The 23285-nt window shown below is 73.2% G+C and carries 21 protein-coding genes and 1 riboswitch; of the genes, 10 read left to right on the top strand and 11 right to left on the bottom strand.

What is annotated here, in order from left to right; all coding sequences use genetic code 11:
• Positions 1-9 precede the first annotated feature (9 nt).
• From hutU to hutH, 5 genes are read left to right on the top strand one after another with little or no spacing between them, the layout of a single operon-like run.
• Positions 10-1665: a urocanate hydratase gene (gene hutU, locus ACQPWW_RS06345; RefSeq protein ID WP_433130066.1), complete on the top strand. Its 1656-nt coding sequence runs from the start codon at positions 10-12 to the stop codon at positions 1663-1665.
• Entirely contained in the window at positions 1662-2864 is a 1203-nt protein-coding gene (locus ACQPWW_RS06340) for an allantoate amidohydrolase (RefSeq protein ID WP_433130064.1), read from the top strand. The genes hutU and ACQPWW_RS06340 overlap by 4 nt, the downstream gene beginning before the upstream one ends.
• A complete protein-coding gene (locus ACQPWW_RS06335) occupies positions 2855-4222 on the top strand; it encodes a formimidoylglutamate deiminase (RefSeq protein WP_433130062.1) in 1368 nt (455 codons plus the stop codon). Before ACQPWW_RS06340 ends, ACQPWW_RS06335 begins: the two co-directional genes overlap by 10 nt.
• Positions 4223-4280: 58 nt before the next feature.
• Positions 4281-5480: an imidazolonepropionase gene (gene hutI / locus ACQPWW_RS06330; RefSeq protein ID WP_433130060.1), complete on the top strand. Its 1200-nt coding sequence runs from the start codon at positions 4281-4283 to the stop codon at positions 5478-5480.
• Positions 5477-7015, top strand: coding sequence for a histidine ammonia-lyase (gene hutH / locus ACQPWW_RS06325; protein ID WP_433130058.1), 1539 nt, complete (start codon positions 5477-5479; stop codon positions 7013-7015). The genes hutI and hutH overlap by 4 nt, the downstream gene beginning before the upstream one ends.
• A 93-nt stretch (positions 7016-7108) precedes the next feature.
• On the opposite strand, the gene rdgB is transcribed toward hutH, so the two are convergent.
• The 11 genes from rdgB to ACQPWW_RS06270 form a co-directional block, all read right to left on the bottom strand.
• Positions 7109-7723 (bottom strand): RdgB/HAM1 family non-canonical purine NTP pyrophosphatase, encoded by a 615-nt coding sequence (rdgB, locus tag ACQPWW_RS06320; RefSeq protein ID WP_433130056.1) that lies wholly within the window; start codon positions 7721-7723, stop codon positions 7109-7111.
• A gap of 52 nt (positions 7724-7775) precedes the next feature.
• Positions 7776-8501 (bottom strand): ribonuclease PH, encoded by a 726-nt coding sequence (gene rph, locus ACQPWW_RS06315; protein ID WP_433130054.1) that lies wholly within the window; start codon positions 8499-8501, stop codon positions 7776-7778.
• A 9-nt stretch (positions 8502-8510) separates the two neighbouring features.
• A complete protein-coding gene (locus tag ACQPWW_RS06310) occupies positions 8511-9680 on the bottom strand; it encodes a glycosyltransferase (RefSeq protein WP_433130052.1) in 1170 nt (389 codons plus the stop codon).
• The gene (locus tag ACQPWW_RS06305; RefSeq protein WP_433130050.1) at positions 9677-10822 is read right to left on the bottom strand and encodes a glycosyltransferase family 4 protein; all 1146 of its coding nucleotides are present in this window, start codon (positions 10820-10822) and stop codon (positions 9677-9679) included. Before ACQPWW_RS06305 ends, ACQPWW_RS06310 begins: the two co-directional genes overlap by 4 nt.
• Positions 10823-10932: 110 nt before the next feature.
• A complete protein-coding gene (locus ACQPWW_RS06300; protein WP_433130047.1) occupies positions 10933-11676 on the bottom strand; it encodes an MBL fold metallo-hydrolase in 744 nt (247 codons plus the stop codon).
• A 223-nt stretch (positions 11677-11899) separates the two neighbouring features.
• Positions 11900-12865, bottom strand: coding sequence for a PLP-dependent cysteine synthase family protein (locus tag ACQPWW_RS06295; protein ID WP_433130044.1), 966 nt, complete (start codon positions 12863-12865; stop codon positions 11900-11902).
• 11 nt (positions 12866-12876) lie between these two features.
• Complete coding sequence (locus ACQPWW_RS06290; RefSeq protein WP_433130042.1) at positions 12877-13263, bottom strand: MoaD/ThiS family protein; 387 nt, start codon at positions 13261-13263, stop codon at positions 12877-12879.
• Between the two features lie 66 nt (positions 13264-13329).
• Positions 13330-13818, bottom strand: a complete 489-nt coding sequence (locus ACQPWW_RS06285) for a Mov34/MPN/PAD-1 family protein (protein ID WP_433130040.1) — start codon at positions 13816-13818, stop codon at positions 13330-13332.
• A gap of 52 nt (positions 13819-13870) precedes the next feature.
• Complete coding sequence (locus tag ACQPWW_RS06280) at positions 13871-14365, bottom strand: DUF2017 domain-containing protein (protein WP_355033101.1); 495 nt, start codon at positions 14363-14365, stop codon at positions 13871-13873.
• 2 nt (positions 14366-14367) lie between these two features.
• Positions 14368-14658, bottom strand: a complete 291-nt coding sequence (clpS, locus tag ACQPWW_RS06275) for an ATP-dependent Clp protease adapter ClpS (protein ID WP_357376538.1) — start codon at positions 14656-14658, stop codon at positions 14368-14370.
• A gap of 145 nt (positions 14659-14803) precedes the next feature.
• Entirely contained in the window at positions 14804-16360 is a 1557-nt protein-coding gene (locus tag ACQPWW_RS06270; protein ID WP_433130038.1) for a hypothetical protein, read from the bottom strand.
• A 197-nt stretch (positions 16361-16557) separates the two neighbouring features.
• Between ACQPWW_RS06270 and ACQPWW_RS06265 the strand changes: the two genes are divergently transcribed.
• The 5 genes from ACQPWW_RS06265 (at position 16558) to ACQPWW_RS06245 (ending at position 23265) form a co-directional block, all read left to right on the top strand.
• Positions 16558-19236: a LuxR C-terminal-related transcriptional regulator gene (locus ACQPWW_RS06265; protein ID WP_433130036.1), complete on the top strand. Its 2679-nt coding sequence runs from the start codon at positions 16558-16560 to the stop codon at positions 19234-19236.
• Positions 19237-19252: 16 nt separating this feature from the next.
• Positions 19253-20539 (top strand): nicotinate phosphoribosyltransferase, encoded by a 1287-nt coding sequence (locus tag ACQPWW_RS06260; RefSeq protein WP_433130034.1) that lies wholly within the window; start codon positions 19253-19255, stop codon positions 20537-20539.
• A 48-nt stretch (positions 20540-20587) separates the two neighbouring features.
• Positions 20588-21181 (top strand): isochorismatase family protein, encoded by a 594-nt coding sequence (locus ACQPWW_RS06255; protein WP_433130032.1) that lies wholly within the window; start codon positions 20588-20590, stop codon positions 21179-21181.
• A gap of 28 nt (positions 21182-21209) precedes the next feature.
• Complete coding sequence (locus ACQPWW_RS06250; RefSeq protein WP_433130030.1) at positions 21210-22457, top strand: MFS transporter; 1248 nt, start codon at positions 21210-21212, stop codon at positions 22455-22457.
• Between the two features lie 71 nt (positions 22458-22528).
• Positions 22529-22644: riboswitch (SAM riboswitch) on the top strand.
• A gap of 12 nt (positions 22645-22656) precedes the next feature.
• Positions 22657-23265 carry an N-acetyltransferase family protein gene (locus ACQPWW_RS06245; protein WP_433130028.1) on the top strand — a complete coding sequence of 203 codons (609 nt, stop codon included), beginning with the start codon at positions 22657-22659 and terminating at the stop codon, positions 23263-23265.
• The last annotated feature ends 20 nt before the right edge of the window (positions 23266-23285 follow it).

Below are 23285 nucleotides of genomic sequence, written 5' to 3'. Positions count from 1 at the left end.
AGACCCGAGATGACCCAGCCCGTCCGTGCCGCACGGGGCAACCAGCTCACCGCCCGCGGGTGGCAGCAGGAGGCCGCCCTGCGGATGTTGATGAACAACCTCGACCCGGAGGTGGCCGAGCGCCCCGACGACCTGGTCGTCTACGGCGGCACCGGCAAGGCGGCCCGGGACTGGCCGTCGTACCACGCGTTGGTCCGCACCCTGACCGACCTGCGCGAGGACGAGACGATGCTTGTGCAGTCCGGCCGCCCGGTGGGCGTGCTGCGTACCCACGAGTGGGCGCCCCGGGTGCTGCTGGCCAACTCCAACCTGGTCGGCGACTGGGCGACCTGGCCGGAGTTTCGCCGGTTGGAGCAGCTCGGCCTGACCATGTACGGGCAGATGACCGCCGGTTCGTGGATCTACATCGGCACCCAGGGCATCCTCCAGGGCACCTACGAGACGTTCGCGGCGGTGGCCGCCAAGAGGTTCGGGGGCGACCTCGCGGGCACGCTGACGTTGACCGCCGGCTGCGGTGGGATGGGCGGCGCGCAGCCGCTCGCGGTCACCATGAACGGCGGCGTCTGCCTGATCGTCGACGTGGACCGCACCCGGCTCGACCGGCGGATGCACGACCGCTACCTGGACGAGGTCGCCGACTCGCTTGACGACGCGGTACGACGGGTGCTCGCCGCGAAGCGGGACCGGCGCGCGCTCTCCGTCGGCGTGGTCGGCAACGCCGCCGAGATCTTCCCCGAGTTGCTCAGTCGCGGCGTCGAGATCGACATCGTGACCGACCAGACCAGCGCCCACGACCCGCTGTCGTACCTGCCGGTGGGTGTGGAGCTGGCCGACGCCCGGGACTACGCGCAGGCGAAGCCGGCCGAGTTCACCGACCGGGCCCGCGCGTCGATGGCGACGCACGTTGAGGCGATGGTCGGCTTCCAGGACGCCGGCGCCGAGGTCTTCGACTACGGCAACTCGATCCGCGGCGAGGCACAGCTCGCCGGATATCAGCGCGCCTTCGACTTCCCCGGCTTCGTGCCCGCGTACATCCGGCCGCTGTTCTCCGAGGGCAAGGGTCCGTTCCGGTGGGCGGCGCTCTCCGGCGACCCGGCCGACATCGCGGCCACCGACCGGGCCATCCTGGAGCTGTTCCCGGAGAACGAGCCGCTGGCCCGGTGGATCAGGCTGGCCGGCGAGCGGGTCGCCTTCCAGGGCCTGCCGGCCCGGATCTGCTGGCTCGGCTACGGCGAGCGGGACCGGGCCGGCGTGCGGTTCAACGACATGGTCGCCTCCGGCGAACTCTCCGCCCCGGTCGTCATCGGGCGGGACCATTTGGACGCCGGCAGCGTGGCCAGCCCCTACCGGGAGACCGAGGCGATGGCCGACGGCTCCGACGCGATCGCCGACTGGCCGCTGCTCAACGCCCTTGTCAACACGGCCAGCGGCGCCTCCTGGGTGTCCATCCACCACGGCGGCGGGGTGGGCATCGGCCGGTCGATCCACGCCGGGCAGGTCTGCGTCGCCGACGGCACCGCCCTCGCCGGGCAGAAGATCGAGCGGGTGCTCACCAACGACCCGGCGATGGGCGTGATCCGGCACGTCGACGCCGGCTACGACATCGCCCGCGACGTCGCGGCCCGCACCGGCCTGCGCACCCCGATGACCGAGGGTGCCGCGTGAACGCGGACCTCGCAGCCCGGTTCCGGGCCCTGTGGGACGAGATCGCGCCGGTCGGGCGGGACGCCGACAGCGGCGGCTATCTGCGGTACGCGTTGACCGAACCGGAGCGGGAGCTGCGCGCCTGGTTCCGGGCGCAGGCCGAGCAGCGCGCCCTGCCGGTCAGCGAGGATGGCAACGGCAACCTCTTCGCCCACTGGGGTGACCCGGAGGCCTCCGACGCGGTGCTCACCGGCAGCCACTTCGACTCCGTGCCGCACGGCGGGGCGTACGACGGGCCGCTCGGCATCGTCAGCGCGTTCCTCGCCGTCGACGAGTTGCGCGCCCGCGGGGTCACCCCGACCCGTCCGCTGGTGCTTGCCGCGTTCGTGGAGGAGGAGGGGGCGCGCTTCGGCGTACCGTGCCTGGGGTCGCGGCTGCTCACCGGGGCGCTGTCGCCCGACCGCGCGGCCGGCCTGCGCGACGCGGCCGGGGTGAGTTTCGCCGAGGCGCTCGGCGAGCGGCCGGCGGGCGCGCGTCCGGAGCTGCTGGGCCGGATCGGCGCCTTCGTGGAGTTGCACGTCGAGCAGGGCCGGGCGCTGGACGGGACGGACGCGCCGGTGGCCGTGGCCAGCGCGATCTGGCCGCACGGCAGGTGGCGCTTCGACGTCGTCGGCGAGGGCAACCACGCGGGTACGACCCGGATGGCCGACCGCCGCGACCCGATGCTCACCTACGCGTTCACGGTGCTCGCGGCAAACAAGGAGGCCCGGCTGCGCGGGGCGCACGCCACTGTGGGCCGGGTCGCCGTCGAACCCAACGCCACGAACGCGATCCCGTCGAAGGTGACAGGTTGGCTGGACGCCCGGGCCGCCGACGCGCAGACACTGTCCGGGCTGGTCGAGGCGGTGTGGGGCAAGCTCACCGAACGCGCCCGCCGCGACGGTACGGCGGTGACGGTCACCGAGGAGTCGGCGACGCCGCTTGTCGCCTTCGACGGCGGTCTGGCCGGGCGGCTGGCCGCGCTGCTGGACGCGCCGGTGCTGCCCACCGGCGCCGGGCACGACGCCGGGGTGCTGGCAGCGCACCTGCCCACCGCGATGCTGTTCGTCCGCAACCCGACCGGGGTGTCGCACTCCCCCGCCGAGGCCGCGACCGACGACGACTGCGCCGCCGGGGTACGCGCGCTGGCCCGGGTGCTGGAGGAGCTGACATGTCGCTGACCCCGACCCGGTGGCTGGCCGAGTACGCCTGGCTGCCCGACCACGCCGAACCCACGCCCGACGTGCTGATCGAGGTCGAGGACGGCCGGATCACGGCGCTCACACCGCTGGTGGGGGCCGGCGGGCCGGCCGCCGGGGTGGAGGTGCTGCGGGACGCCAAACGGCTGCCCGGCCTGACCCTGCCGGGGCTGGCCAACGTGCACTCGCACGCCTTCCACCGGGCGCTGCGCGGGCGTACCCACGGCGGTCGGGGCGACTTCTGGACCTGGCGGGACCAGATGTACGCGGTGGCGGACCGGCTGGACCCGGAGACCTACCTCGCCCTGGCCCGCGCGGTGTACGCCGAGATGGCGCTCGCCGGGATCACCTGTGTGGGCGAGTTCCACTACCTGCACCACCGGCCCGACGGCGGCGCCTACGACGACCCGAACGCGATGGGCGCGGCGCTGGTGGAGGCCGCCGCGCACGCCGGGATCCGGCTCACCCTGCTGGACGCCTGCTACCTGACCTCCAGCGTGAACGGTCAGGCCCTCGCGGGGCCGCAGCGCCGCTTCGGCGACGGCGACGCGGCCCGCTGGGCCGAGCGGGCGTCGGCGTTCCAGCCGGCCGACCCGCACGTGCGGGTCGGCGCGGCAGTGCACTCGGTGCGGGCGGTTCCGGCCGACCAGCTCCGCACTGTCGCCGACTGGGCCCGGGATCGGCGGGCGCCGCTGCACGTGCACCTCTCCGAGCAGCCCGCCGAGAACGACGAGTGCCGGGCGGCGCACGGGCGTACGCCCACCGCGTTGCTCGCCGAGCACGGTGTGCTCGGGCCGGACACCACCGCCGTGCACGTCACCCACCCGACAAGCGCCGACCTGACGGTGCTCGGCGACAGCCGGACCGGGGTGTGCCTCTGCCCGACCACCGAGCGGGACCTCGCCGACGGGATCGGCCCGGCCCGGCGGATGGCCGACGCGGGAATCCGGTTGAGCCTGGGCAGCGACAGCCATGCCGTCATCGACCTGTTCGAGGAGGCCCGCGCGGTGGAGCTGGACGAGCGGCTGCGAACCCGCCGCCGTGGCCACTTCGCACCCGTCGAGCTGCTGACGGCGGCCACCGTCACCGGGCACGCCGCGCTGGGCTGGGCCGACGCCGGCCGGATCGCCGTCGGCGCGCGCGCCGACCTGGTGACGGTACGGCTGGACACCGCCCGTACCGCCGGGGTGCCGCCGGTGGGGGTGTTCTTCGCCGCCAGCACGGGTGACGTCGAGCAGGTCGTGGTGGACGGCCGGGTGGTGGTGGCCGAGGGCCAGCACCTGAGCGTGGACGTGCCGGCCGAGTTGTCGGCCGCCATCGAGGCGGTGACACCCCGGTGAGCGCGACGAGTGCGCCGAGTGTGCGAGCCCCGCTGTCGCGAACGGAAGGAGGCGACGCGTGAGCGGCAGTCTGCTTGTCGACAACATCGGGGAGCTGGTCACCAACGGCCCCGGCCAGGGCCCCCTGGGCATCCGCCGCGACGCCGCCGTGCTCGTCGAGGAGGGCCGCGTGGCCTGGGTCGGGTCGTCCGCGACCGCGCCGGCCGCCGACCGTCGGGTCGACGCCGGTGGGGCCGCCGTGCTGCCCGGCTTCGTGGACAGCCACGCCCACCTGGTCTTCGCCGGGGACCGGGCCGCCGAGTTCGCCGCCCGGATGGCCGGTGAGCCCTACACCGGCGGCGGCATCCGCACCACTGTCGGCGCGACCCGGGCCGCCACCGACGACGAGCTGCGGGCCACCGTGCGCCGGCTGCGCGGGGAGGCGCTGCGCCAGGGCACCACCACCATGGAGATCAAGAGTGGGTACGGGCTGACCGTCGCCGACGAGGCCCGCTCGCTGCGGATCGCCTCCGAGGTCACCGAGGACACCACCTTCCTCGGCGCGCACGTGGTCCCCGCCGAGTACGCCGACCGCCCGGACGACTACGTCGGGCTGGTCTGCGGACCGATGCTGGCCGCCGCCGCGCCGCACGCGAAGTGGATCGACGTGTTCTGCGAACGGGGCGCCTTCGACGTGGACCACGCCCGCGCCATCCTGGCCTGCGGACAGGCCGTCGGGCTCGGTGTGCGGCTGCACGCCAACCAGCTCGGCCCCGGACCGGGCGTGCAGCTCGGCGTGGAGCTGGGCGCGGCCAGCGTCGACCACTGCACCTACCTGTCCGACGCCGACATCGACGCGCTCGCGTCCCGCCGGGTCGACTGCATGTGCCACGAGGGCCCGCACACCACCACCGTCGCGACCCTGCTGCCCGGCGCGGAGTTCTCCACCCGCTCGCCGTACCCGGACGCCCGGCGGCTGCTCGACGCCGGTGTCACGGTGGCGCTGGCGACGGACTGCAACCCCGGCTCGTCGTACACCTCGTCGATGGCGTTCTGCGTGGCCCTGGCGGTCCGCGAGATGCGGATGACCCCGGCGGAGGCGGTCTGGGCCGCGACCGCCGGCGGCGCGCGGGCCCTGCGCCGCGACGACATCGGCGTGCTCACCCCCGGCGCGCGGGCCGACCTCGTGGTCCTGGACGCGCCGTCCCACCTGCACCTGGCCTACCGGCCCGGTGTCCCCCTGATCCGCCAGGTAATACGCAACGGAGCACCGCAATGACGAACGTGTCCATCCAACCCACCGGGATCACCGCCGACGACGTGCTCGCGGTGGCTCGCGGCACCGCCACTGTCGTCCTCGCCCCGGCCACCATCGAGGCGATGGCGACCAGCCGGGCCATCGTGGACGGCATCGAGTCGTCGGGCCGGCCCGTCTACGGGGTCTCCACCGGGTTCGGGGCGCTGGCCAACACCTTCATCGCCCCGCAGCGGCGGGCCGAGCTGCAACACGCGCTGATCCGCTCGCACGCCGCCGGGGTGGGCGCCCCGATGCCGCGCGAGGTGGTCCGGGCCATGATGCTGCTGCGGGTCCGGTCCCTCGCGCTGGGCCGTTCCGGGGTCCGGCCGCTTGTCGCCGAGGCCCTCGTCGACCTGCTCAACCACGACATCACGCCGTGGGTGCCGGAGCACGGCTCGCTGGGCGCCTCCGGTGACCTGGCGCCGCTTGCGCACTGCGCGCTGGTGCTGCTCGGCGAGGGCTGGGTCCTCGGACCCGGCGGCGAACGCCAGGACGCGGCGGACGCGCTGACCGCCGCCGGGCTCACGCCGATCGAGCTGGCCGCCAAGGAGGGGCTGGCGCTGATCAACGGCACCGACGGCATGCTCGGCATGCTGCTGCTGGCCATCCACGACGCGGCGCACCTGTTCGCCATGGCCGACGTGACGGCCGCGCTGGCCATCGAGGCGATGCTCGGCTCCGAGCGGCCGTTCCTGCCCGAGCTGCACACCATCCGGCCGCACCCGGGTCAGGCGGCGTCGGCGGCGAACATCCACCGGCTGTTGCAGGACTCCCGGGTGATGGACTCGCACCGCGACGACCTGGCGCACGCCGTGCAGGACGCGTACTCGATGCGCTGTGCCCCGCAGGTGGCCGGCGCGGCCCGCGACACCCTGGACTTCGTCCGCACGGTCGCGGGCCGGGAGTTGGTGTCCGTGGTGGACAACCCGGTGGTGTTGCCGGACGGGCGGGTCGAGTCGACAGGCAACTTCCACGGCGCGCCGCTCGGCTTCGCCGCGGACTTCCTCGCCATCGCCGCCGCCGAGGTGGGCGCGATCGCCGAGCGGCGGGTGGACCGGCTGCTCGACGTCACCCGCTCCCGGGAACTGCCGGCGTTCCTCTCCCCCGACGCCGGGGTCAACTCCGGGCTGATGATCGCCCAGTACACGGCGGCGGGGATCGTCGCCGAGAACCGCCGGCTGGCCGCCCCCGCCTCGGTGGACTCCCTGCCCACAAGCGGTATGCAGGAGGACCACGTCTCGATGGGCTGGGCCGCGACCAAGAAGCTGCGCACCGTGCTGGACAACCTCACCAGTCTGCTCGCGGTCGAGCTGCTGGCCGGCGTACGCGGCCTGCAACTGCGCGCCCCGCTGGAGCCGTCACCGGCCGGCCGGGCGGCTGTCGCCGCGCTCGGCCCGGCGGCCGGTGAACCCGGACCGGACGTGTTCCTCGCACCGGTGATGGAGGCGGCCCGTGCCGTCGTCGCCGGGCCGGAGCTGCGCGCCGCCATCGAACGGGAGGTCGGCCCGCTGGGCTGAGCTCCGTCCGGTCGCTGTCGTCCGCCGCGGGTCAGGCAGCGGACGACAGCACCCCGCGCCCGTCAGGCGGCGGGCGGCAGCACCCCGCGCCCGTCAGGCGGGCGGCAGCACCTTGGCGACCAGCTTGGCCAGCTCGCGAAGCGCCTTGCCCCGGTGGCTGATCGCGTCCTTCTCCGCCGGGGTCAGCTCGGCGTTCGTGCGGTCCTGTCCGTCGCCGAGGAAGATCGGGTCGTAGCCGAACCCGCCGTCACCGCGCGGAGCGCGCAGCACCCGACCGGACTGCCGACCGTCGACGAGGTGCTCCTTGCCACCGGGCAGCACCAACGCCACGGTGCAGACGAACGAGGCCGCCCGCTGCTCGTCGGGCACGTCGGCGATCTGGTCCAGCAGCAACTGGAGGTTGGCCCGGTCATCGCCGTGCCGGCCGGACCAGCGGGCGCTGAACACCCCCGGCATCCCGTTGAGCGCGTCCACAGCGATCCCGGAATCGTCGGCGATGGTCGGCAGCCCGCTCTGCCGGCAACCCTCCCGCGCCTTGATCAGCGCGTTCTCGCCGAAGGTCAGGCCGGTCTCCGGCAGCTCCGCGTACTGCTCGACGTCGTCCAGCCCGAGCAGGGCGATCCGCTGCGCGCCGAGCGCGCCGTCCAGGATCCGCTGGAGTTCCACAAGCTTCTTACGGTTACGGGTGGCGAGCAGGACCTTGTTCACGCTGAGACACCTTTGTTCGCGACTGCGGGGCTCGCAAGCTCACTCCTCGCGCTCACGCGAGTGCCTTCCGCTGGGCTTCGGCCAGCTCCGCGCACCCGGCCACGGCCAGGTCGAGCAGGCTGTCGAGCTGGTCGCGGGCGAACACGCCCGCCTCGCCGGTGCCCTGGACCTCGACGAAGTCACCAGCACCGGTGCACACCACGTTCATGTCCACCTCGGCGGCGACGTCCTCCTCGTAGCAGAGGTCCAGTCGCGCCTCGCCGGCGATGATCCCGACGCTGACCGCGGCCACCGACCGGTGCATCACCTTCTCCGGCTTACCGGCCAACGCCTTGCGGGCGGCCAGCCAGTTCACCGCGTCGTGCAACGCGACGTACGCGCCGGTGATCGCGGCCGTCCGGGTGCCCCCGTCGGCCTGGAGCACGTCGCAGTCGAGCACTATCGAGTTCTCGCCGAGCGCCTTGAGGTCGATGCTGGCCCGCAGGCTGCGCCCGACCAGGCGGGAGATCTCGTGGGTACGGCCACCGACCCGACCCTTGACGCTCTCCCGGTCGGAGCGGGTGTTGGTGGCCCGGGGCAGCATCGCGTACTCGGCGGTCACCCAGCCGAGCCCGGAGCCCTTGCGCCACCGGGGCACCCCCTCGGTGACGCTCGCCGTGCAGAGCACCCGGGTGCCGCCGAACTCGACGAGCACCGAGCCCTCCGGATGGGTGCTCCAGCCTCGGGTCAGGGTCACCGGTCGAAGTTGATTGGGCCCTCGCCCGTCAGGTCGCGCCATCCCTGCACCCTATGCGGTGCGCTGATCCACCTCGGCCGGGGTGTCCCGACCAGTGTCCGCGTCGTGCACCCGGAGGAATCCGGCGACCGCCGCCGGCCAGCCGAACTCCTCGGCCCGCGCGCGGGCGACCCGCCGCCGCCGCGCCTCCGGCCGAGCCGCCAGGCGGGTCACCGCCGCCGCCATCGACGCGCCCGAGCCGTACGCGGCCACGCCCGCGTCGCCGACCACCTCGGGCAGGGCGCTGGCCGCGTTGACCACGACCGGGGTGCCGCAGGCCAGCGCCTCCAGTCCGGCCAGGCCGAAGGTCTCCACCGGGCCGGGCGCCACCACCACGTCCGCGCTGGCCAGCAACGCGGCCACCGCGCGGCGGTCCGGCAGGAAACCGGTGAACGTGACAGGCAGCCCGGCCGCCCGCCGGGCCAGCGCGCCGCGCAGCGGGCCGTCACCGGCCAGCACGAGCACCGCGGGTACGCCCTCCCGGCGCAGTTCGGCGAGCGCCTGCACGGCCAGCTCCGGCCGCTTCTCCGGCGACAACCGGGCGCAGTGCACGAGCAGCAACTCGCCGGGGTCGGCGTACCGGGCGCGCAGCCGCGGGTCGGCCCGGTCCGGGTGGAAGGTGTCCAGGTCCACCCCGAGTGGCACCAGCTCCACGTTGTCAGCGTCGATCCGGTCGAACTCCTCGGCCGCCCACCGGGTCGTGCAGACGATCCGGTCGTACGCCCGGCTGGTCGCGCGGTTGAGCCGGTCGGCGGTTGGGCGGCGCAACGCGTCCGGCACGCCCCACTGGCCGAGCAGCCCGGTCAGCGACTCGTGCGACACCATCACCGACGGCACCCCGTGCGCCCGCGCCCACCGGCCCGTCCAGCGCAGCGACAACCGGTCGGAGACCTCCAACCGGTCCGGTGCCAGGTCGATGAGCAGCCGGGCCAGCCGGCGTCGACCGGCCAGCAGCCGGTAACCGCCACTGCCGGGCAGCTCCGGGCCGGGCACTGTGACCACCCGCCCCCACGGGTACGACTCGTCGGCGGCCCGTCGGCCGGGGATCACCAGCACCGGCTCGTGCCCGGCGGCCCGGTAGCCCTCCCCGAGGTGCCGCAGCGCGGTCCGCAGACCACCGGAGCGTGCCGTCACGAAGTTGGCGAGCCGCACGATCCGCAGCCCGCCCGCAGCCGAGGTCACGACGCGGCCGGCAGTCCGACGGTGGCGGCCACGGCGCGTACCGCGTGGTAGTGCCCGATCAGCTCGTCGCCGACCGCCGCCCAGCTGCGCCGACTGACCGCGACCCGGGCCGCCAGCCCGTAGGCCCGCCGCCGGTCGGCGTCCCCGGCCAGCTCGGCCACCGCGGCGGCCAGCGCGTCACCGTCGTTCGGTGCCACCAGCAGCCCGGTCACACCCTCGTCGACAAGGTCGACCGGCCCGCCGCTGGCCGGCGCCACGACCGGCACCCCGGAGGCCAGCGCCTCCTGGATGGTCTGGCCGAAGGTCTCGTGCGGTCCGGTGTGCACGAACAGGTCCAGGCTGGCGTAGAGCCGGGCCAGCTCGTCGCCGTGCTGCACGCCCAGGAACGTCACCCCGGGCAGGTCCCTGGTCAACTGACGGCGGGCCGGACCGTCGCCGGCCACCACCACCCGCACCCCGGGCAGCCGCGACGTCGCCGCCAGCAACTCCACCCGCTTCTCCGGGGCGAGCCGGCCGACGTAGCCGATCAGCAGCTCACCGTTGGGTGCCAGCCGGTCCCGCAGCGCCGCGCACCGTCTGGCCGGGTCGAAGCGGACCGCGTCCACGCCCCGGCGCCACAGCCAGATGCGCTGCACCCCGTTGGCGATCAGGTCGGCGGCGGCGCGGGTGGACGGGGCGAGGGTGCGCTGCGCCGAGTTGTGGATCTCCCGGATCCGCCGCCAGGCCGCCGCCTCACCCCAGCTCACCCGGTACGCCCGCGCGTACGCCGCCACATCGGTCTGGTAGACCGCCACGGTGGGCAGCCGGTACCGGCCGGCCAGCGTGGCCGCCCGCGCGCCGAGGACGAACGGACTGGCCAGGTGCACCACGTCCGGCTCGGCCGACAGCAGCGCGCCGGTCAACCGGGTGGTCGTCGGCACGCCCAACCGGAAACCCTGGTAGCGGGGCAACGGCACGCTGGGGATGCGTACCACCGGGTACGGCAGCCGGTCGATGTGCTGCCGGCCCGCGCCGGGTGGGGCGGGCGCGATGACGACCGGCTCGTGGCCCCGGTCGAGCAGGTGTTCCGCAGTGCGCACCACGGAGTGCGCGACGCCGTTCACGTCCGGTGGGAACGACTCGGTCACGATGGCGATCCGCATGCCCACACCGTGCGGGTGTCACTGGTGCGTCAGACGACCGCCCGCTGACCGGGCGGCGAACAATGCGGCACAACACCGGGGTCCGGCCGCGCGAACCGGGACCGGGCGCGTCAGACGTCGTAACTCGCGCCGGGCCGGACCACGTCGATCGGCCCGGTGTACGCGCCGGCGGCCGACTCCAGGGTGTGCGCCTCGCTGCCCCAGGCGGGCACCAGGTGGGTCAGCAGGAGCCGGCCCACGGCGGCCTTGGTCGCCGCCTCACCGGCCTCGCGGCCGGTCAGGTGCAGATCCGGCGGATTGTCCATGCCATCGAGGTAGCTGGCCTCGCAGAGGAAGACGTCGACGTCCTGGGCCAGCCGCAGCAGGGCCGCGCAGGGCGCGGTGTCCGACGAGTAGCACAGCGACCGGCCGTCGTGCTCCAACCGCACGCCGTACGTCTCGACGGGGTGGTTGACCCGGTCGACGGTGACGCTGAACGGGCCGATCGGGAAGGTACCCGGCTGCAGGGCGTAGAACTGGTAGACGTCCTCCACCGAACCGTCGTCGCCGTACGCGGCGCTGAGCCGGTCCGGCGCGCCGGAGGGCGCGTACACCGGCAGCGGCGGGTAGGGGCCGTCCGGGGCGTACCGGCGCACGACCACGTACAGCACGGCGTCGAACATGTGATCACAGTGCAGGTGGGTCAGCAGGATGGCGTCCGGGGCGTGCAGCCCCGCGTACCGCTGGAGGCTGGACAACGACCCGGAGCCGAAGTCGACGAGGAGCCGGAAGCCGTCGGCTTCGACGAGATAGGCCGAGCAGGGGGACTCGGGGCCGGGAAAGCTGCCGGCGCTGCCAAGGACGGTCAGTCGCATCGAGTCGTCTCGCTGTCACTGTCAGTAGCATCCGTGCCGGCAATCGCCTCAGCCATGATCTCTACCGACGCGTACGTCACGCTGCGCAGCCTACGCTGGGGTACCCGGCGGCAAGAATCATCCGCCGGAAGTTGTCACGAACGTGACACGTGCTCACGGTGCCCCGGACGCCGTACGGGCCGTCGACGCACGTCGACGGCCCGTACCGGGAAGAGCGGTCCGATCAGGCCCAGAGCTGCCCCTCCAGGGCGTCCTCGGCATCGGCGAGCGTGCCGCCGTACGCGCCGGTGGACAGGTACTTCCAGCCACCGTCGCAGACCACGAAGGCCACGTCGGCCCGCCGACCGTCGCGAACCGCCTCGTGCGCCACCGCGAGGGCGGCGTGCAGGATGGCGCCCGTGGAGAAGCCGGCGAAGATGCCCTCCACCTCCACGAGCTGGCGGGTACGCAGCACCGCGTCCCGGGTGCCGACCGAGAAGCGCCGGGAGAGCACCGAGGCGTCGTAGAGCTCCGGCACGTACCCCTCGTCGATGTTGCGCAGGCCGTAGACCAACTCGCCGTAGCGCGGCTCGGCCGCCACGACCTGGATGCCGTCGACCTTCTCCCGCAGGTAGCGCCCGGTGCCCATCAGCGTGCCGGTGGTGCCGAGCCCGGCCACGAAGTGCGTGATGTCGGGCAGGTCGTGCAGCAACTCCGGCCCGGTCGTCTCGTAGTGCGCCCGAGCGTTGGCCTCGTTGCCGTACTGGTAGAGCATCACCCAGTCCGGGTGCTCGGCGGAGATCAGCTTGGCGGTGGCGACCGCCTGGTTGGAGCCACCCGCCGCCGGCGAGAAGATGATTTCCGCGCCGTACATCCGGAGCAACTGGATCCGCTCGGTGGAGACGTTCTCCGGCATCACGCAGACCAGCCGGTAGCCGCGCAGCTTGGCCACCATCGCCAACGAGATGCCGGTGTTGCCGCTCGTCGGTTCGAGGATGGTGTCACCCGGCCGGAGCCGGCCAGCCGCCTCCGCCGCCCGGACCATGAACAGGGCCGCGCGGTCCTTGATGCTGCCGGTGGGGTTCCGGTCCTCCAGCTTGGCCCAGAGTCGCACCGGAGGAGCCCCGTCGGACACCGTCGGGGAGAGCCGGGGCAGGCCGATCAGCGGCGTACCCCCGCACGCGTCGAGCAGGCTGTCGTACCGCGCCATGGCGGCCGACCTCAGCGAGCCGCGACGGCGCCGCGGACCACCGCGACGGCGGCGCTGTGCGAGCTGATCGCCGCCGCCGCGGCGCTGTGCGAGCTGATCGCCGCCGCCGCGGCGAAGCCGAACGCGCCACCGGCCACGGCGGGCAGGATGGTGACGCTGTCACCGTCGGAGAGCTTGGCGTCCAGCGCGCCGAGGAAGCGGACGTCCTCGTCGTTGACGTAGACGTTGACGAAGCGGTGCAGCGTGCCGGCCTCGGTGATCAGCCGGCCACGCAGACCGCCGTGCCGGGAATCCAGGTCGATGAGCAGATCGGCGAGGGTGTCGCCGGCGCCGTCGACGACCTTGGCGCCGCCGGTGTAGCTGCGCAGGATGGTGGGGATGCGAACTTCAATGGCCATGGTGTCGTACTCCTTGATCGGGTGTGCCTACGGTGACGGGACGAGACGAGCGCGCACGCTGACGGATCAGCGGCCGGAACACTCGTAGTCGACAGTCGCCGGGCTCTGCCCGAACATGTAGGACTGGACGGCATGCGGGTCAACCCCGGCCTCCACGACCTGGACCGGCTCCTCGGTGACCACACCGTCGACGATCCGGAACGAGCGGATCTCCTCCGAGTCGGGATCACGGGTCGAGACGAGCAGGTAGTGCGCGCCCGGCTCACCGGCGAAGGAGACATCCGTCCGCGACGGGTACGCCTCGGTGGCGGTGTGCGAGTGGTAGATGATCACGGGCTCCTCGTCCCGGTCGTCCATCTCCCGCCACACCCGCAGGTGCTCCATCGAGTCGAACTCGTAGAAGGTCATCGACCGCGCGGCATTGTCCATCGGGATGTGCCGGGTCGGGGTGTCGCTGCCGACGGGACCGGCGACCACGCCGCACGCCTCGTCGGGGTGATCCCGGCGCGCGTGGGCGACGATCGCGTCGATGATCGACCGGTCGATGCTCAGCACGAGGACCAGCCTAACGCCTGAGGAGCGCGGGCCGAAGTGGTGCGGGTCACGCCTAGTCGATCAAGGCGTTGAGCAGCGACTCCTGCAAATATCCGAGATACGCGTAGACCGAAAGCTGGAACACGCGGCTGGAGCCCGGATCCTCGGCGACCGCGTCGTCCAACTCCTCGCCCAGATCCGTGCCGTCCTTGATCTCCAGACGGACACCCATCGCGAGCCGGGCGTCGTTCAGCGCCCGCAACCACGCCTCGGCCGCCTCGGCGTCGAGCCGCACCTCACCACCGGCGTCGTCGGGCAGCGCGGCCAGGATCGCCCCCGCCTGATCGATCTTCGCAGTCTTCAGGTCGCCCTCGGTGTACCGACGGAACTCGGCCGTCCCCGGCGCGTCCTGCGGATAGACCGCCGGAAAGAGCCGACCCACGACCGGGTCGGTGTGGTCGAAGCCATCGGTGAGCAGGCCGACCACCTCGGAGGCGACCTTGCGCAGCACGCGCACCTCGTCGACAGCGAAGGTGGCGACGTAGCGGCCGGCCTGGCGGCGGAACATGCTCACGACCGGTCCACCGTCGCCCACAGCCCATACGCGTGCAGCTGCGACGCGTCGTGCTCCATCCGCTCCCGGACACCTGTGGAGACCACGGCCCGGCCCTTGTGGTGCACGTCCAGCATCAGCTGCTCGGCCCTCTCCCGGCTGTAGCCGAAAAGCTTCTGGAAGACCCAGGTCACGTACGTCATCAGATTGACCGGGTCGTCCCACACGATCGTCACCCATTGCCGGTCAGCCGCCGGCACCTCGTCAGTGTCCGGCGTCTCGACCGGTGCAACCTGTGGAGCCGCCATGCCCCCCATCGTGCCACCGGATTCCCGGAACCGAGGAACCGGAACGCCGGACCGGCGCGGATCGCCCACCCCGGACACCCCTGACCGGCCCCGGGCGCCCTCGAACCCGTGGTGCGCGGACCCGGACCGGAGGGCGACCACACCGTCAGGCGAGCAGGATGCCGTGATCGACTGCATCGGAGAGCACCGCGCCCAGCGAGAGGCGGATCACCTCGAACCGTCGGGATATCTCCCGGGACAACCCCAGCTCGACCTCCCGCACCGCGCGCTGGGACCAGGCCCGCGCCGCGCTGTGGTCGTCGCTGCCGGGGGTACGCCACTGCTGCCAGCACCCGCCGGAGAGCGCCACCGCGACCGGCGGAAGCACCTCGTCGCGGATCACCGCCGGATAGTTGGCGAGGGCGTCGATCGCCTCGGGGCCGGTCAACCCGGCCACCCCGGCTGTGCTGGTGATCAGCAGCACCTTGTCCAGCTCGTGGCCCGGCCGGTCATCGACCAGGCCGTACTGGACGGCGGTGGCGATCCGTCGCCGCACTCCTTCGACCGGCGGCGCGCCGAGCACCCGGGCGGCGGTGTCGGAAACGATGCCACGCACCGCCTGGTCGCACTGCGCGGTGGCCAACAGCGACAGCGCCGCCATCTCCCGATCCAGAAGGTCCGGCAGGCCCGCGCAGCCGACCCCGAACACGATCTCCTGGACTGCCCGCAGGTGGATGTTCGCCAGTTCCAGTGCGAGGTGCTGGCGGATCCGCTGAGCACACGTCCGGGTCTGCCGGTCGAGCTGCTCCGACCAGTCCCCCGGATCGGGGACCACGGCGACCCTATCGTGTTGACCAGGCAGCACCGGCGGTTCGACGCTGGCCCGCCGCAACCCCTCCTCCGACGACCAGCCCACCAACGCCCGCCGCAGGTCGGCGGCGGAGTCGGCGGAGTGGGCGTCGACCGGGAACCACCGCGCGGCGGCCAGCGCCGGCACCGCGGCCAGCAGCGCCGCGCGGTGGGCCGCCACGGTCACCGCGACCGTGTCCATCTCCGTCGCCCGGCCTCCGACCGGCGAGACGGACGCCCCCGCGTCCTCCGTCGTCGCCGCGCCGTCGACCGGCGGCGCCCACCCTGCCGCGCCAGGGGTCACCGCGAAGACGACCTCCACCGGGGTCGGGGCGACCTCGGCGAGCAGGTTCAGCTCGGCCGCCGTGAACGCCTGGTCGGCGGCGATCACGAAGAGCAGTGCGCCGGCCCGCCCCACCGCGTCGAGGAGCACCTGCCTGCCGGACACGCCGAGCGTCGCGGTGTCCGGTACGTCGATAAGCGTGAAGTGCCGCAGCAGCGGCTCGGGCACGCTCAGCTCGACCCGCCGGGGAGGACGGGCCAACGCCGGGCCGGCGGCGTTCCGGTCCGCCCCGTACGAGTGGGGTTGGCGGTAACCGGGCACGAACGCCGCCCGGGTGGGCACCTTGGCGTTGCGCACCAGCAACCAGCTGCCCGACGGCACGGTGAGCATGACCGGGTCGAGGTTGAGCAGCGTGGCGAGCACGGCGCGTCGATCGGCACCGGCCGGGCCGACGGCGACCACGCCGAGCGGCTCCTCCGGGGCAGGGCTGGTCACGCCGAGCCGGGCGGGCAGCGGGCCGCAGCTGGGCAGATCGGTTGGGCCGACCACGTCGTCCGCGGAGTCGACCGAGGGGAGAGGGCCCTGCTTCATCAGGCGGCCTCCCGTGGCAGGTGACCGGACGCCCGGTCAGGTGGGGAATCCGGTGAAGATACCCGGATGCCGGAAGACTACGGGCGGGCCGGCAACCAGGTGGAACACCTCGGATACTCAGCGGTAATTGTGCGACTACTCAACTTCGTTGAGTGACGGTGCGGGCGCGGACGGAATTCGGTCGATATGCTGCGCGGATGAGTCGATGGAAGTTCGTCGGCCGAACCGATGAGCTCAACCGCCTGCTGGCGGCGGTCACCGGCGAGGCAGGCCGCGGGCTCTTCTTCAGCGGCAGCGCCGGGATCGGCAAGAGTCGGCTCCTGCGCGAAGGCGTGAACACGCTGCCCACCGAACGCTTCGCCATCTGGTCCATCGCGGCCAGCGCCACCACGGCGGCACTACCGTTCGGGGGGCTGGTGCAGGTCCTTCCCGCCGAGCAGCCCCAGGGCCTCTCCCCCGCCGGCATCCTGCGCTGGGCGCTCAACGTGCTGCAACAGCAGGCGGCTGGTCGACGGATCGTGCTCGCCATCGACGACGCCCACCTGCTCGATCCCCCCTCGGCGGCACTGGTCCACCTGGTCGCCCGCGCGGAGAACGCCACAGTGGTCGGCACCCTGCGCGACGGCGAGCAGATCCCGCTGCCGATCCGCGCACTCTGGACCGACGACCTGGTCGAGCACGTCGAGCTGACTCCGATGCCGCAGGGGGAGACCGCCGGCCTGCTGGCGGAGATGCTGGGCGGCCCGGTCGACGCCAACTCCGCCGACCGGCTCGGCCGGCTGTCGGCGGGCAACCCGCTGCTGCTGCGGGAGCTGGTGCACGCCGCCAACGGCAGCTCTGAGCTCAAGCAGACCTACGGGATCTGGAAGTGGACCGGGCGACTGGAGCTGGCGCCCAACCTGACCGACCTGATCGACACCCGGGTCGGCAAGCTCACCGACGGCGTCCGCGCCGTCGTCGAGCTTGTCGCGTTCGGCGAACCACTCGGCCTGCACCTTCTGCGGCAGGCCGCCGCCCAGTCGGACGTGGAGACCGCCGAGGAGCGCGGGTTGATCAGCGTGGTCCAGAACGACCGGCGCACGAACGTCCGGCTGGCCCATCCGCTCTACGGCGAGGTGATGCGCCGCCGCTGCCCGGTCAGCCGCACCCGCCGACTCCAGGCACACCTCGCGGAGCTGCTCGAGAAGGTCGGCAAGCGCCGCCGCGACGACCTGCTGCGGGTCGCGGTGTGGCGCCTCGACTCCGGCACCGCCCAGGATCCGGCGCTGCTTGTGGACGCGGCGGTCCAGGCGTTCACCCGCTACGACGTGCCGCTGGCGACCCGCCTGGCGCGGGCCGCGTTGCACGCCGGTGGCGGCTCCGACGCGGCGGAGTTGCTGGCCACCATCCTGATGTTCGCCGACCGGCCGGAGGAGGCCATCGAGGTCCTCGACGCGGTGACCCCCGAGCCCGGCGACGAGCGGCGGTACTGCCGCTGGCTGACCGTACGCGGGATGGTCAGCTACTGGGGGCTGAGCCAGCAGTCCACAGTGGAGGAGATCGCCGGCCGCGTCGAGCAGCTCAGCGACTCCGGGGACCGGTCCCGGGTGCACGCCTTCGAGGCGATCATGCGCCTGCACCGGATGGACACGACCACCGCCGTGCGGCTCAGCCAACAGGTGCTGGACCGGCCGGCGGCCGGCGTCGCCGCCCGCGAGTTGGCCCGCTGCACCATCGCGTACGTCCAGGCCGCGCAGGGTCAGCTGACCCACAGCGGTACGGCGATCGCCCAGGTGCACTCCGCCGTCGCCAACTGGCGCACCGACATGCCGTACCTGCAACTGGCTCTGGAGCTGGCCCGGGGCACCCGGCTCATGCTGACCGGCGACCTGGCCGGGATCGACGCGATAGTGGCCGACGAGTTCGCCGACCTCGCCGATGCCGGCGACTTCCGGCTCGGCACCGGCTACCTGGCCATCCTCCAGGCGTACGCGGCCCGGCTGCGCGGGCAGAGCGACGCCGCCACCCGCGCCTCGCTGGGGGCCTGCGCGGTGTTGGCCACCAGCCGGGTCTACGCCGGTCTGGCCCAGGCCGAGCGGGCCCAGTCGGCCGCGCTGCGCGGCGACGCGGCGCAGGCCGCCGCGGCGATGGCCGAGGCGGACCGCACCCACGCGCCGGGCATGGCGGTGCTCTACCCGTGGCTGGAGCAGGCCCGGGGTGCGACGCTCGCCGCGTCGGGTGACCTGCCGGGTGCGGTCAAGCACCTCGGTGACCTGGTGGACCGGCTGCGCTCGGACGGCTTCGCCGGGCACGAGGTGCACGTCCTGCACGATCTCGTCCGGCTGGACCAGGCTGGCATGCCGGTCGGGCCCACCTGCTCCGACGGTGGTCGACGCACTGTGGCGCAGCGCCTGGCCGAGCTCTCCGAGCGGGTCGACGGGGCACTCCCGCCGCTGCTGGCCCGGCACGCCCGCGCAGCGGTGACCGACTCCGCCGCGGATCTGCTCGCGGTCGCCGACGACTACGCCTCGCTGGAGTTGACCGTGTACGCCGCCGAGGCCACCTCCCAGGCCGTGCAGCGGCTGCGGCGGCAGCACTCGACGGCGACAAACGGCGCCCGGGAACGCCTGGCTGGCCTGCTCGGGCGCTGTGACCTGATCCGGACGCCGGCGCTGCACGCGGGGGCGCCGGTGCTGACCGAGCGCGAGTGGCAGGTCGCCCGCCTCGCCGCGCACGGCGCGTCCAGCCGGGCCATCGCGGAACGGCTCTACCTCTCGGCGCGCACCGTCGAGAATCACCTCCAGCGGATCTACAGCAAGCTGGGCGTGACCGGACGGGCCGAGCTGTGGGCCGCGCTGCGGGCGATCCCGGGCCACGACGACGGCGACGCGAACTGAACCTTAGGGTGGGGCGGTGAGCATCAACCGCCCCGCGCTGCTGACCGACCACTACGAGCTGACCATGGTCAGTGCGGCACTGAAGGACGGCACCGCCGACCGCCGGTGTGTCTTCGAGGTGTTCAGCCGCCGGCTGCCGAGCGGCCGCCGGTACGGCGTGGTCGCCGGCACGGCCCGGCTGATCGAACTGATCCGCGACTTCAGGTTCGACCCCACCGATGTCGACTTCCTACGGCGCACCGGCGTGGTCGACGACGCGGCAGCGGCCTGGCTCACCGACTACCGCTTCACCGGCGACATCGACGGGTACGCCGAGGGTGAGCTGTTCTTCCCCGGTTCACCGATCCTCACCGTCTCCGGCGGTTTCGCCGAGTGCGTGGTGCTGGAGACGCTGGCGCTCTCCGTGCTCAACCACGACAGCGCGGTGGCCGCGGCGGCGGCGCGGATGGTGACCGCGGCACGGGGTCGAGCGCTCATCGAGATGGGGTCGCGCCGGGCCCACGAGGAGGCGGCGGTGGCCGCGGCGCGGGCCGCGTACCTTGCCGGTTTCCGGTTCACCTCCAACCTCGCCGCCGGTGCGCGTTACGGCATTCCGACGGCGGGCACTGCGGCGCACGCCTTCACCCTGCTGCACGACGACGAGCGGGCGGCGTTCGCCTCGCAGGTCGCCACGCTGGGCAAGGACACGACGCTGCTCGTCGACACGTACGACATCAGCCAGGGCATCCGCAACGCGATCGCGGTGGCCGGACCGGAGCTGCGGGCGGTACGGATCGACTCGGGCGACCTGGCGGTAATCGCCCAGCAGTCCCGGGAGCTGCTCGACTCGCTGGGCGCCACCGAGACCAAGATCATCGTTTCGGGTGACCTGGACGAGTACTCGATCGCCGCGCTGGCCGCCGAACCGGTGGACATGTACGGCGCTGGCACCGCCGTGGTCACCGGCTCCGGCGCACCGACCGCCGGGCTGGTCTACAAGCTCGTCGAGGTCGAGGGGCGGCCGGTGGTGAAGCGCTCCGAGCGCAAGGCGACAATCGGCGGCCGGAAGGTCGCGGTCCGCCGGCACAAGCCGACCGGCACCGCCACCGAGGAGATCATCGTGCCGCAGGGCGTACCGGACCGGCAGCCCAACGACCGCATGCTCCAACACTCGTACGTGGTCGCCGGCGAGCCGGCGTGGCTGCCCACCCTCGACGAGTCGCGAGAGCACCTGCGCGAGTGCCTGATCTCCATCCCGTGGGAGGGGCTGAAGCTCTCGGCCGGTGACCCGGCGGTGCCGGTCTCCGTTGTACCCGCCGACTGATCTCGTCGAGCATCCCGCCACAGACAGACAGTGAGGAGAGGGACTCCAATGGCCAACGCTCTGATCATCGTCGACGTGCAGAACGACTTCTGCGAGGGTGGCTCGCTGGCCGTCGAGGGCGGCGCGGGGGTGGCCGCCGGCATCTCCCGGCTGCTCGCCGCCGAGCCGGACCGCTGGTCGCACGTGGTCGCCACCAAGGACTACCACGTCGACCCCGGTGCGCACTTCGGCGATCCGCCGGATTTCGTGGAGTCCTGGCCGAGGCACTGCGTGGTCGGCACCAGCGGGCCGGAGTTCCATCCCGAGCTGGACACCGGTCGAGTGGAGGCGATCTTCCACAAGGGCGAGCACGCGGCGGCGTACTCCGGGTTCGAGGGGCATGCCGACGACGGCGAGTGCCTGGCCGACTGGCTGCGCCGGCACGACGTGGACCGGGTGGACGTGGTCGGCATCGCCACCGACCACTGCGTGCGGGCTACCGCGCTGGACGCCGCCCGGGAGGGTTTCGCCACCACCGTGCTGCTGGAGTTGACCGCGGCGGTGGCCCCGGCGACCACCGACGTGGCACTGCGTTCCATGGACGGCGCCGGGGTGACCCTGCACGGGGAGCCTGTGATCAGGGCCGCACAAGACGGTAATTGATTGGCCATCGGGCCGTCGCCAGTCGAAGATGGCGCCGGAGGTACGGACCCACGTGAACATGAAGCCTTACCGGCAGGCGCTCGCGCTGCCCGGCCTGCGGTCGCTGCTGGTGGTCGCCGTCCTCGCCCGCATCCCGCTCACCGCGACCGGGGTGACACTGACCTTCCACGTGGTGTTCGACCTTGATCGCGGTTACGGGGCCGCTGGCCTGGTGGGTGCGGCGGTGACCGTGGGCGCGGCGATCGGCGGGCCGATCCTCGGTCGGCTGGTGGACCGGCGTGGTCTGCGTCCGGTCCTGGTGCTCACCGGCATCGCGGAGGCGATCTTCTGGTCCACCGCGCCGTCGCTGCCGTACCCCCTGCTGTTGCCGGCCGCGTTCGTGGCCGGCTCACTGGCCCTGCCGATCTTCTCCGTGGTCCGTCAGTCGATCGCCGCGCTGGTCCCGGAGGACCAGCGCCGCCCGGCGTACGCGTTGGACTCCATGTCGGTGGAGCTGTCGTTCATGATCGGCCCGGCGTTGGCCGTCGCTCTGGTCACCGCGATCTCCGCGCAGACCACCATGTACCTGGTCGGCGGCGGCATCGTGGCCGCCGGAATCGCCCTGTGGCTGGTCAACCCGCCGATCCGCGAGGCCACCGGAGAGCCCAGCGGCCCAGCCCAGCGGGTGCCTCGCCGGGAGTGGCTGACTCCCCGGCTGCTCGCCGTACTGGCACTCAGCACCGCCGCGACCCTGGTGCTCGGCGGCACCGACGTGGCGGTCGTCGCCGTGCTGCGGGCCAGCGGCGAGGTCGGCTGGACCGGCGCGGTGCTGGCGATCTGGGCGGTCGCCTCGCTGGCCGGCGGGTTCGCCTACGGGGCTGTGCACCGTTCGTTCTCCCCACTGGCGTTGACCGCCGCACTCGCCCTGTGCACCATCCCGGTCGGGCTGGGCGGCGCGCACTGGTGGCTGCTGTGCCTGGCGCTGATCCCGGCCGGTGCGCTCTGCGCGCCGACCATCGCGGCCGGCTCCGACGCGGTCAGCCGCCTGGCCCCGGCCCAGGTACGCGGCGAGGCGATGGGGCTGCACGGGTCGGCGGTCACCGTGGGCATCGCGATCGGTGCGCCGCTCGCCGGTGCGGTGATCGACGCCAGCTCGCCGATCTGGGGCTTCGTGGTCACCGGGGCACTCGGTGCGCTGGTGACCCTTGTGGTGCTCCCGATCGAGCTGCGCCGTCGCCGCGCCGCCGCGACCACCCCACCGCCCGTCGAGGCGGACCTCACCCCCGCCACCCGCTGACGGCCAGCCGGGCGGACCCAGAGCCCGCCAGCCGGCTGGTTCGGCCAGCCGGTGCTACGGTCGCCTGCACAGGTCATGAGTGTCAGCGCGAAGCCCCGGCTTGCTGGCCGGCAACCCTCCGTTCGCGGGCGGGGTGCTCCGGGTGAGGACCAGGCTCGGTACGAGTGGTGTCGAGCAAGCCGCGAACCAGGAGGTCAGTGTGTCGGCTGCCACTTCTTCGGACCAGGGTGGCGCGCTGAGACTGTGCCTCGCCGACGTTGACGTCGCCGGGCAGATCGCGCTGCTGCACGCCGACAGTTGGCGCCGGCACTACCGCGGCGCCTACGCCGACTCGTTCCTCGATGGTGATGTCGTCGCTGACCGTCGCGCGGTCTGGACCGCGCGCTTGGCCACCCCCACCCGGAGCCACACGGTGGTGGCCGAGGACGACGACCGGCTTGTCGGCTTCATCCACGTCGTGTTCGATCAGGACCCGCGTTGGGGCAGCCTCGTCGACAACCTGCACGTCGCTCACGACCGCCAGCGGAACGGCGTCGGCACCGCGCTCCTGGCACACGCCGCCCGGGCCGTCGTCGAGCACGCGAGGGCCGGCGGAATGTACCTGTGGGTGCTGGAGCAGAACACTGCCGCACAGCGGTTCTACCGCGCCTGCGAAGCTCGCCACGTCGAGACGGCGCGGGTGTCGCCGCCGGGCGGAGACCCGTCCCGGCTCAACGGCAGTCCGCGCAGGTTCCGGATGGCCTGGCCGGACGCCACCGTCGCAGGCAATCTCGACACCGAACTCGGACGTCGACCCCAGCCGCGCTGAGCAGCCCGCGGGTCAGCGGT

This window comes from Micromonospora sp. CA-240977 (genome assembly GCF_050942285.1).
In the GTDB taxonomy this organism is placed as follows: domain Bacteria; phylum Actinomycetota; class Actinomycetes; order Mycobacteriales; family Micromonosporaceae; genus Micromonospora.
Note: the sequence above shows the minus strand (reverse complement) of the source record. Positions and strands in the feature narration are given on the sequence as shown.

Coding starts and splice junctions, on each gene's coding strand:
- hutU (WP_433130066.1), top strand. CDS start 10: ATGACCCAGCCCGTCCGTGCCGCACGGGGCAACCAGCTCACCGCCCGC.
- ACQPWW_RS06335 (WP_433130062.1), top strand. CDS start 2,855: ATGTCGCTGACCCCGACCCGGTGGCTGGCCGAGTACGCCTGGCTGCCC.
- hutH (WP_433130058.1), top strand. CDS start 5,477: ATGACGAACGTGTCCATCCAACCCACCGGGATCACCGCCGACGACGTG.
- rph (WP_433130054.1), bottom strand. CDS start 8,501: ATGGCGCGACCTGACGGGCGAGGGCCCAATCAACTTCGACCGGTGACC.
- ACQPWW_RS06305 (WP_433130050.1), bottom strand. CDS start 10,822: ATGCGGATCGCCATCGTGACCGAGTCGTTCCCACCGGACGTGAACGGC.
- ACQPWW_RS06300 (WP_433130047.1), bottom strand. CDS start 11,676: ATGCGACTGACCGTCCTTGGCAGCGCCGGCAGCTTTCCCGGCCCCGAG.
- ACQPWW_RS06295 (WP_433130044.1), bottom strand. CDS start 12,865: ATGGCGCGGTACGACAGCCTGCTCGACGCGTGCGGGGGTACGCCGCTG.
- ACQPWW_RS06290 (WP_433130042.1), bottom strand. CDS start 13,263: ATGGCCATTGAAGTTCGCATCCCCACCATCCTGCGCAGCTACACCGGC.
- ACQPWW_RS06280 (WP_355033101.1), bottom strand. CDS start 14,365: ATGTTCCGCCGCCAGGCCGGCCGCTACGTCGCCACCTTCGCTGTCGAC.
- clpS (WP_357376538.1), bottom strand. CDS start 14,658: ATGGCGGCTCCACAGGTTGCACCGGTCGAGACGCCGGACACTGACGAG.
- ACQPWW_RS06270 (WP_433130038.1), bottom strand. CDS start 16,360: ATGAAGCAGGGCCCTCTCCCCTCGGTCGACTCCGCGGACGACGTGGTC.
- ACQPWW_RS06265 (WP_433130036.1), top strand. CDS start 16,558: ATGAGTCGATGGAAGTTCGTCGGCCGAACCGATGAGCTCAACCGCCTG.
- ACQPWW_RS06255 (WP_433130032.1), top strand. CDS start 20,588: ATGGCCAACGCTCTGATCATCGTCGACGTGCAGAACGACTTCTGCGAG.
- ACQPWW_RS06250 (WP_433130030.1), top strand. CDS start 21,210: ATGGCGCCGGAGGTACGGACCCACGTGAACATGAAGCCTTACCGGCAG.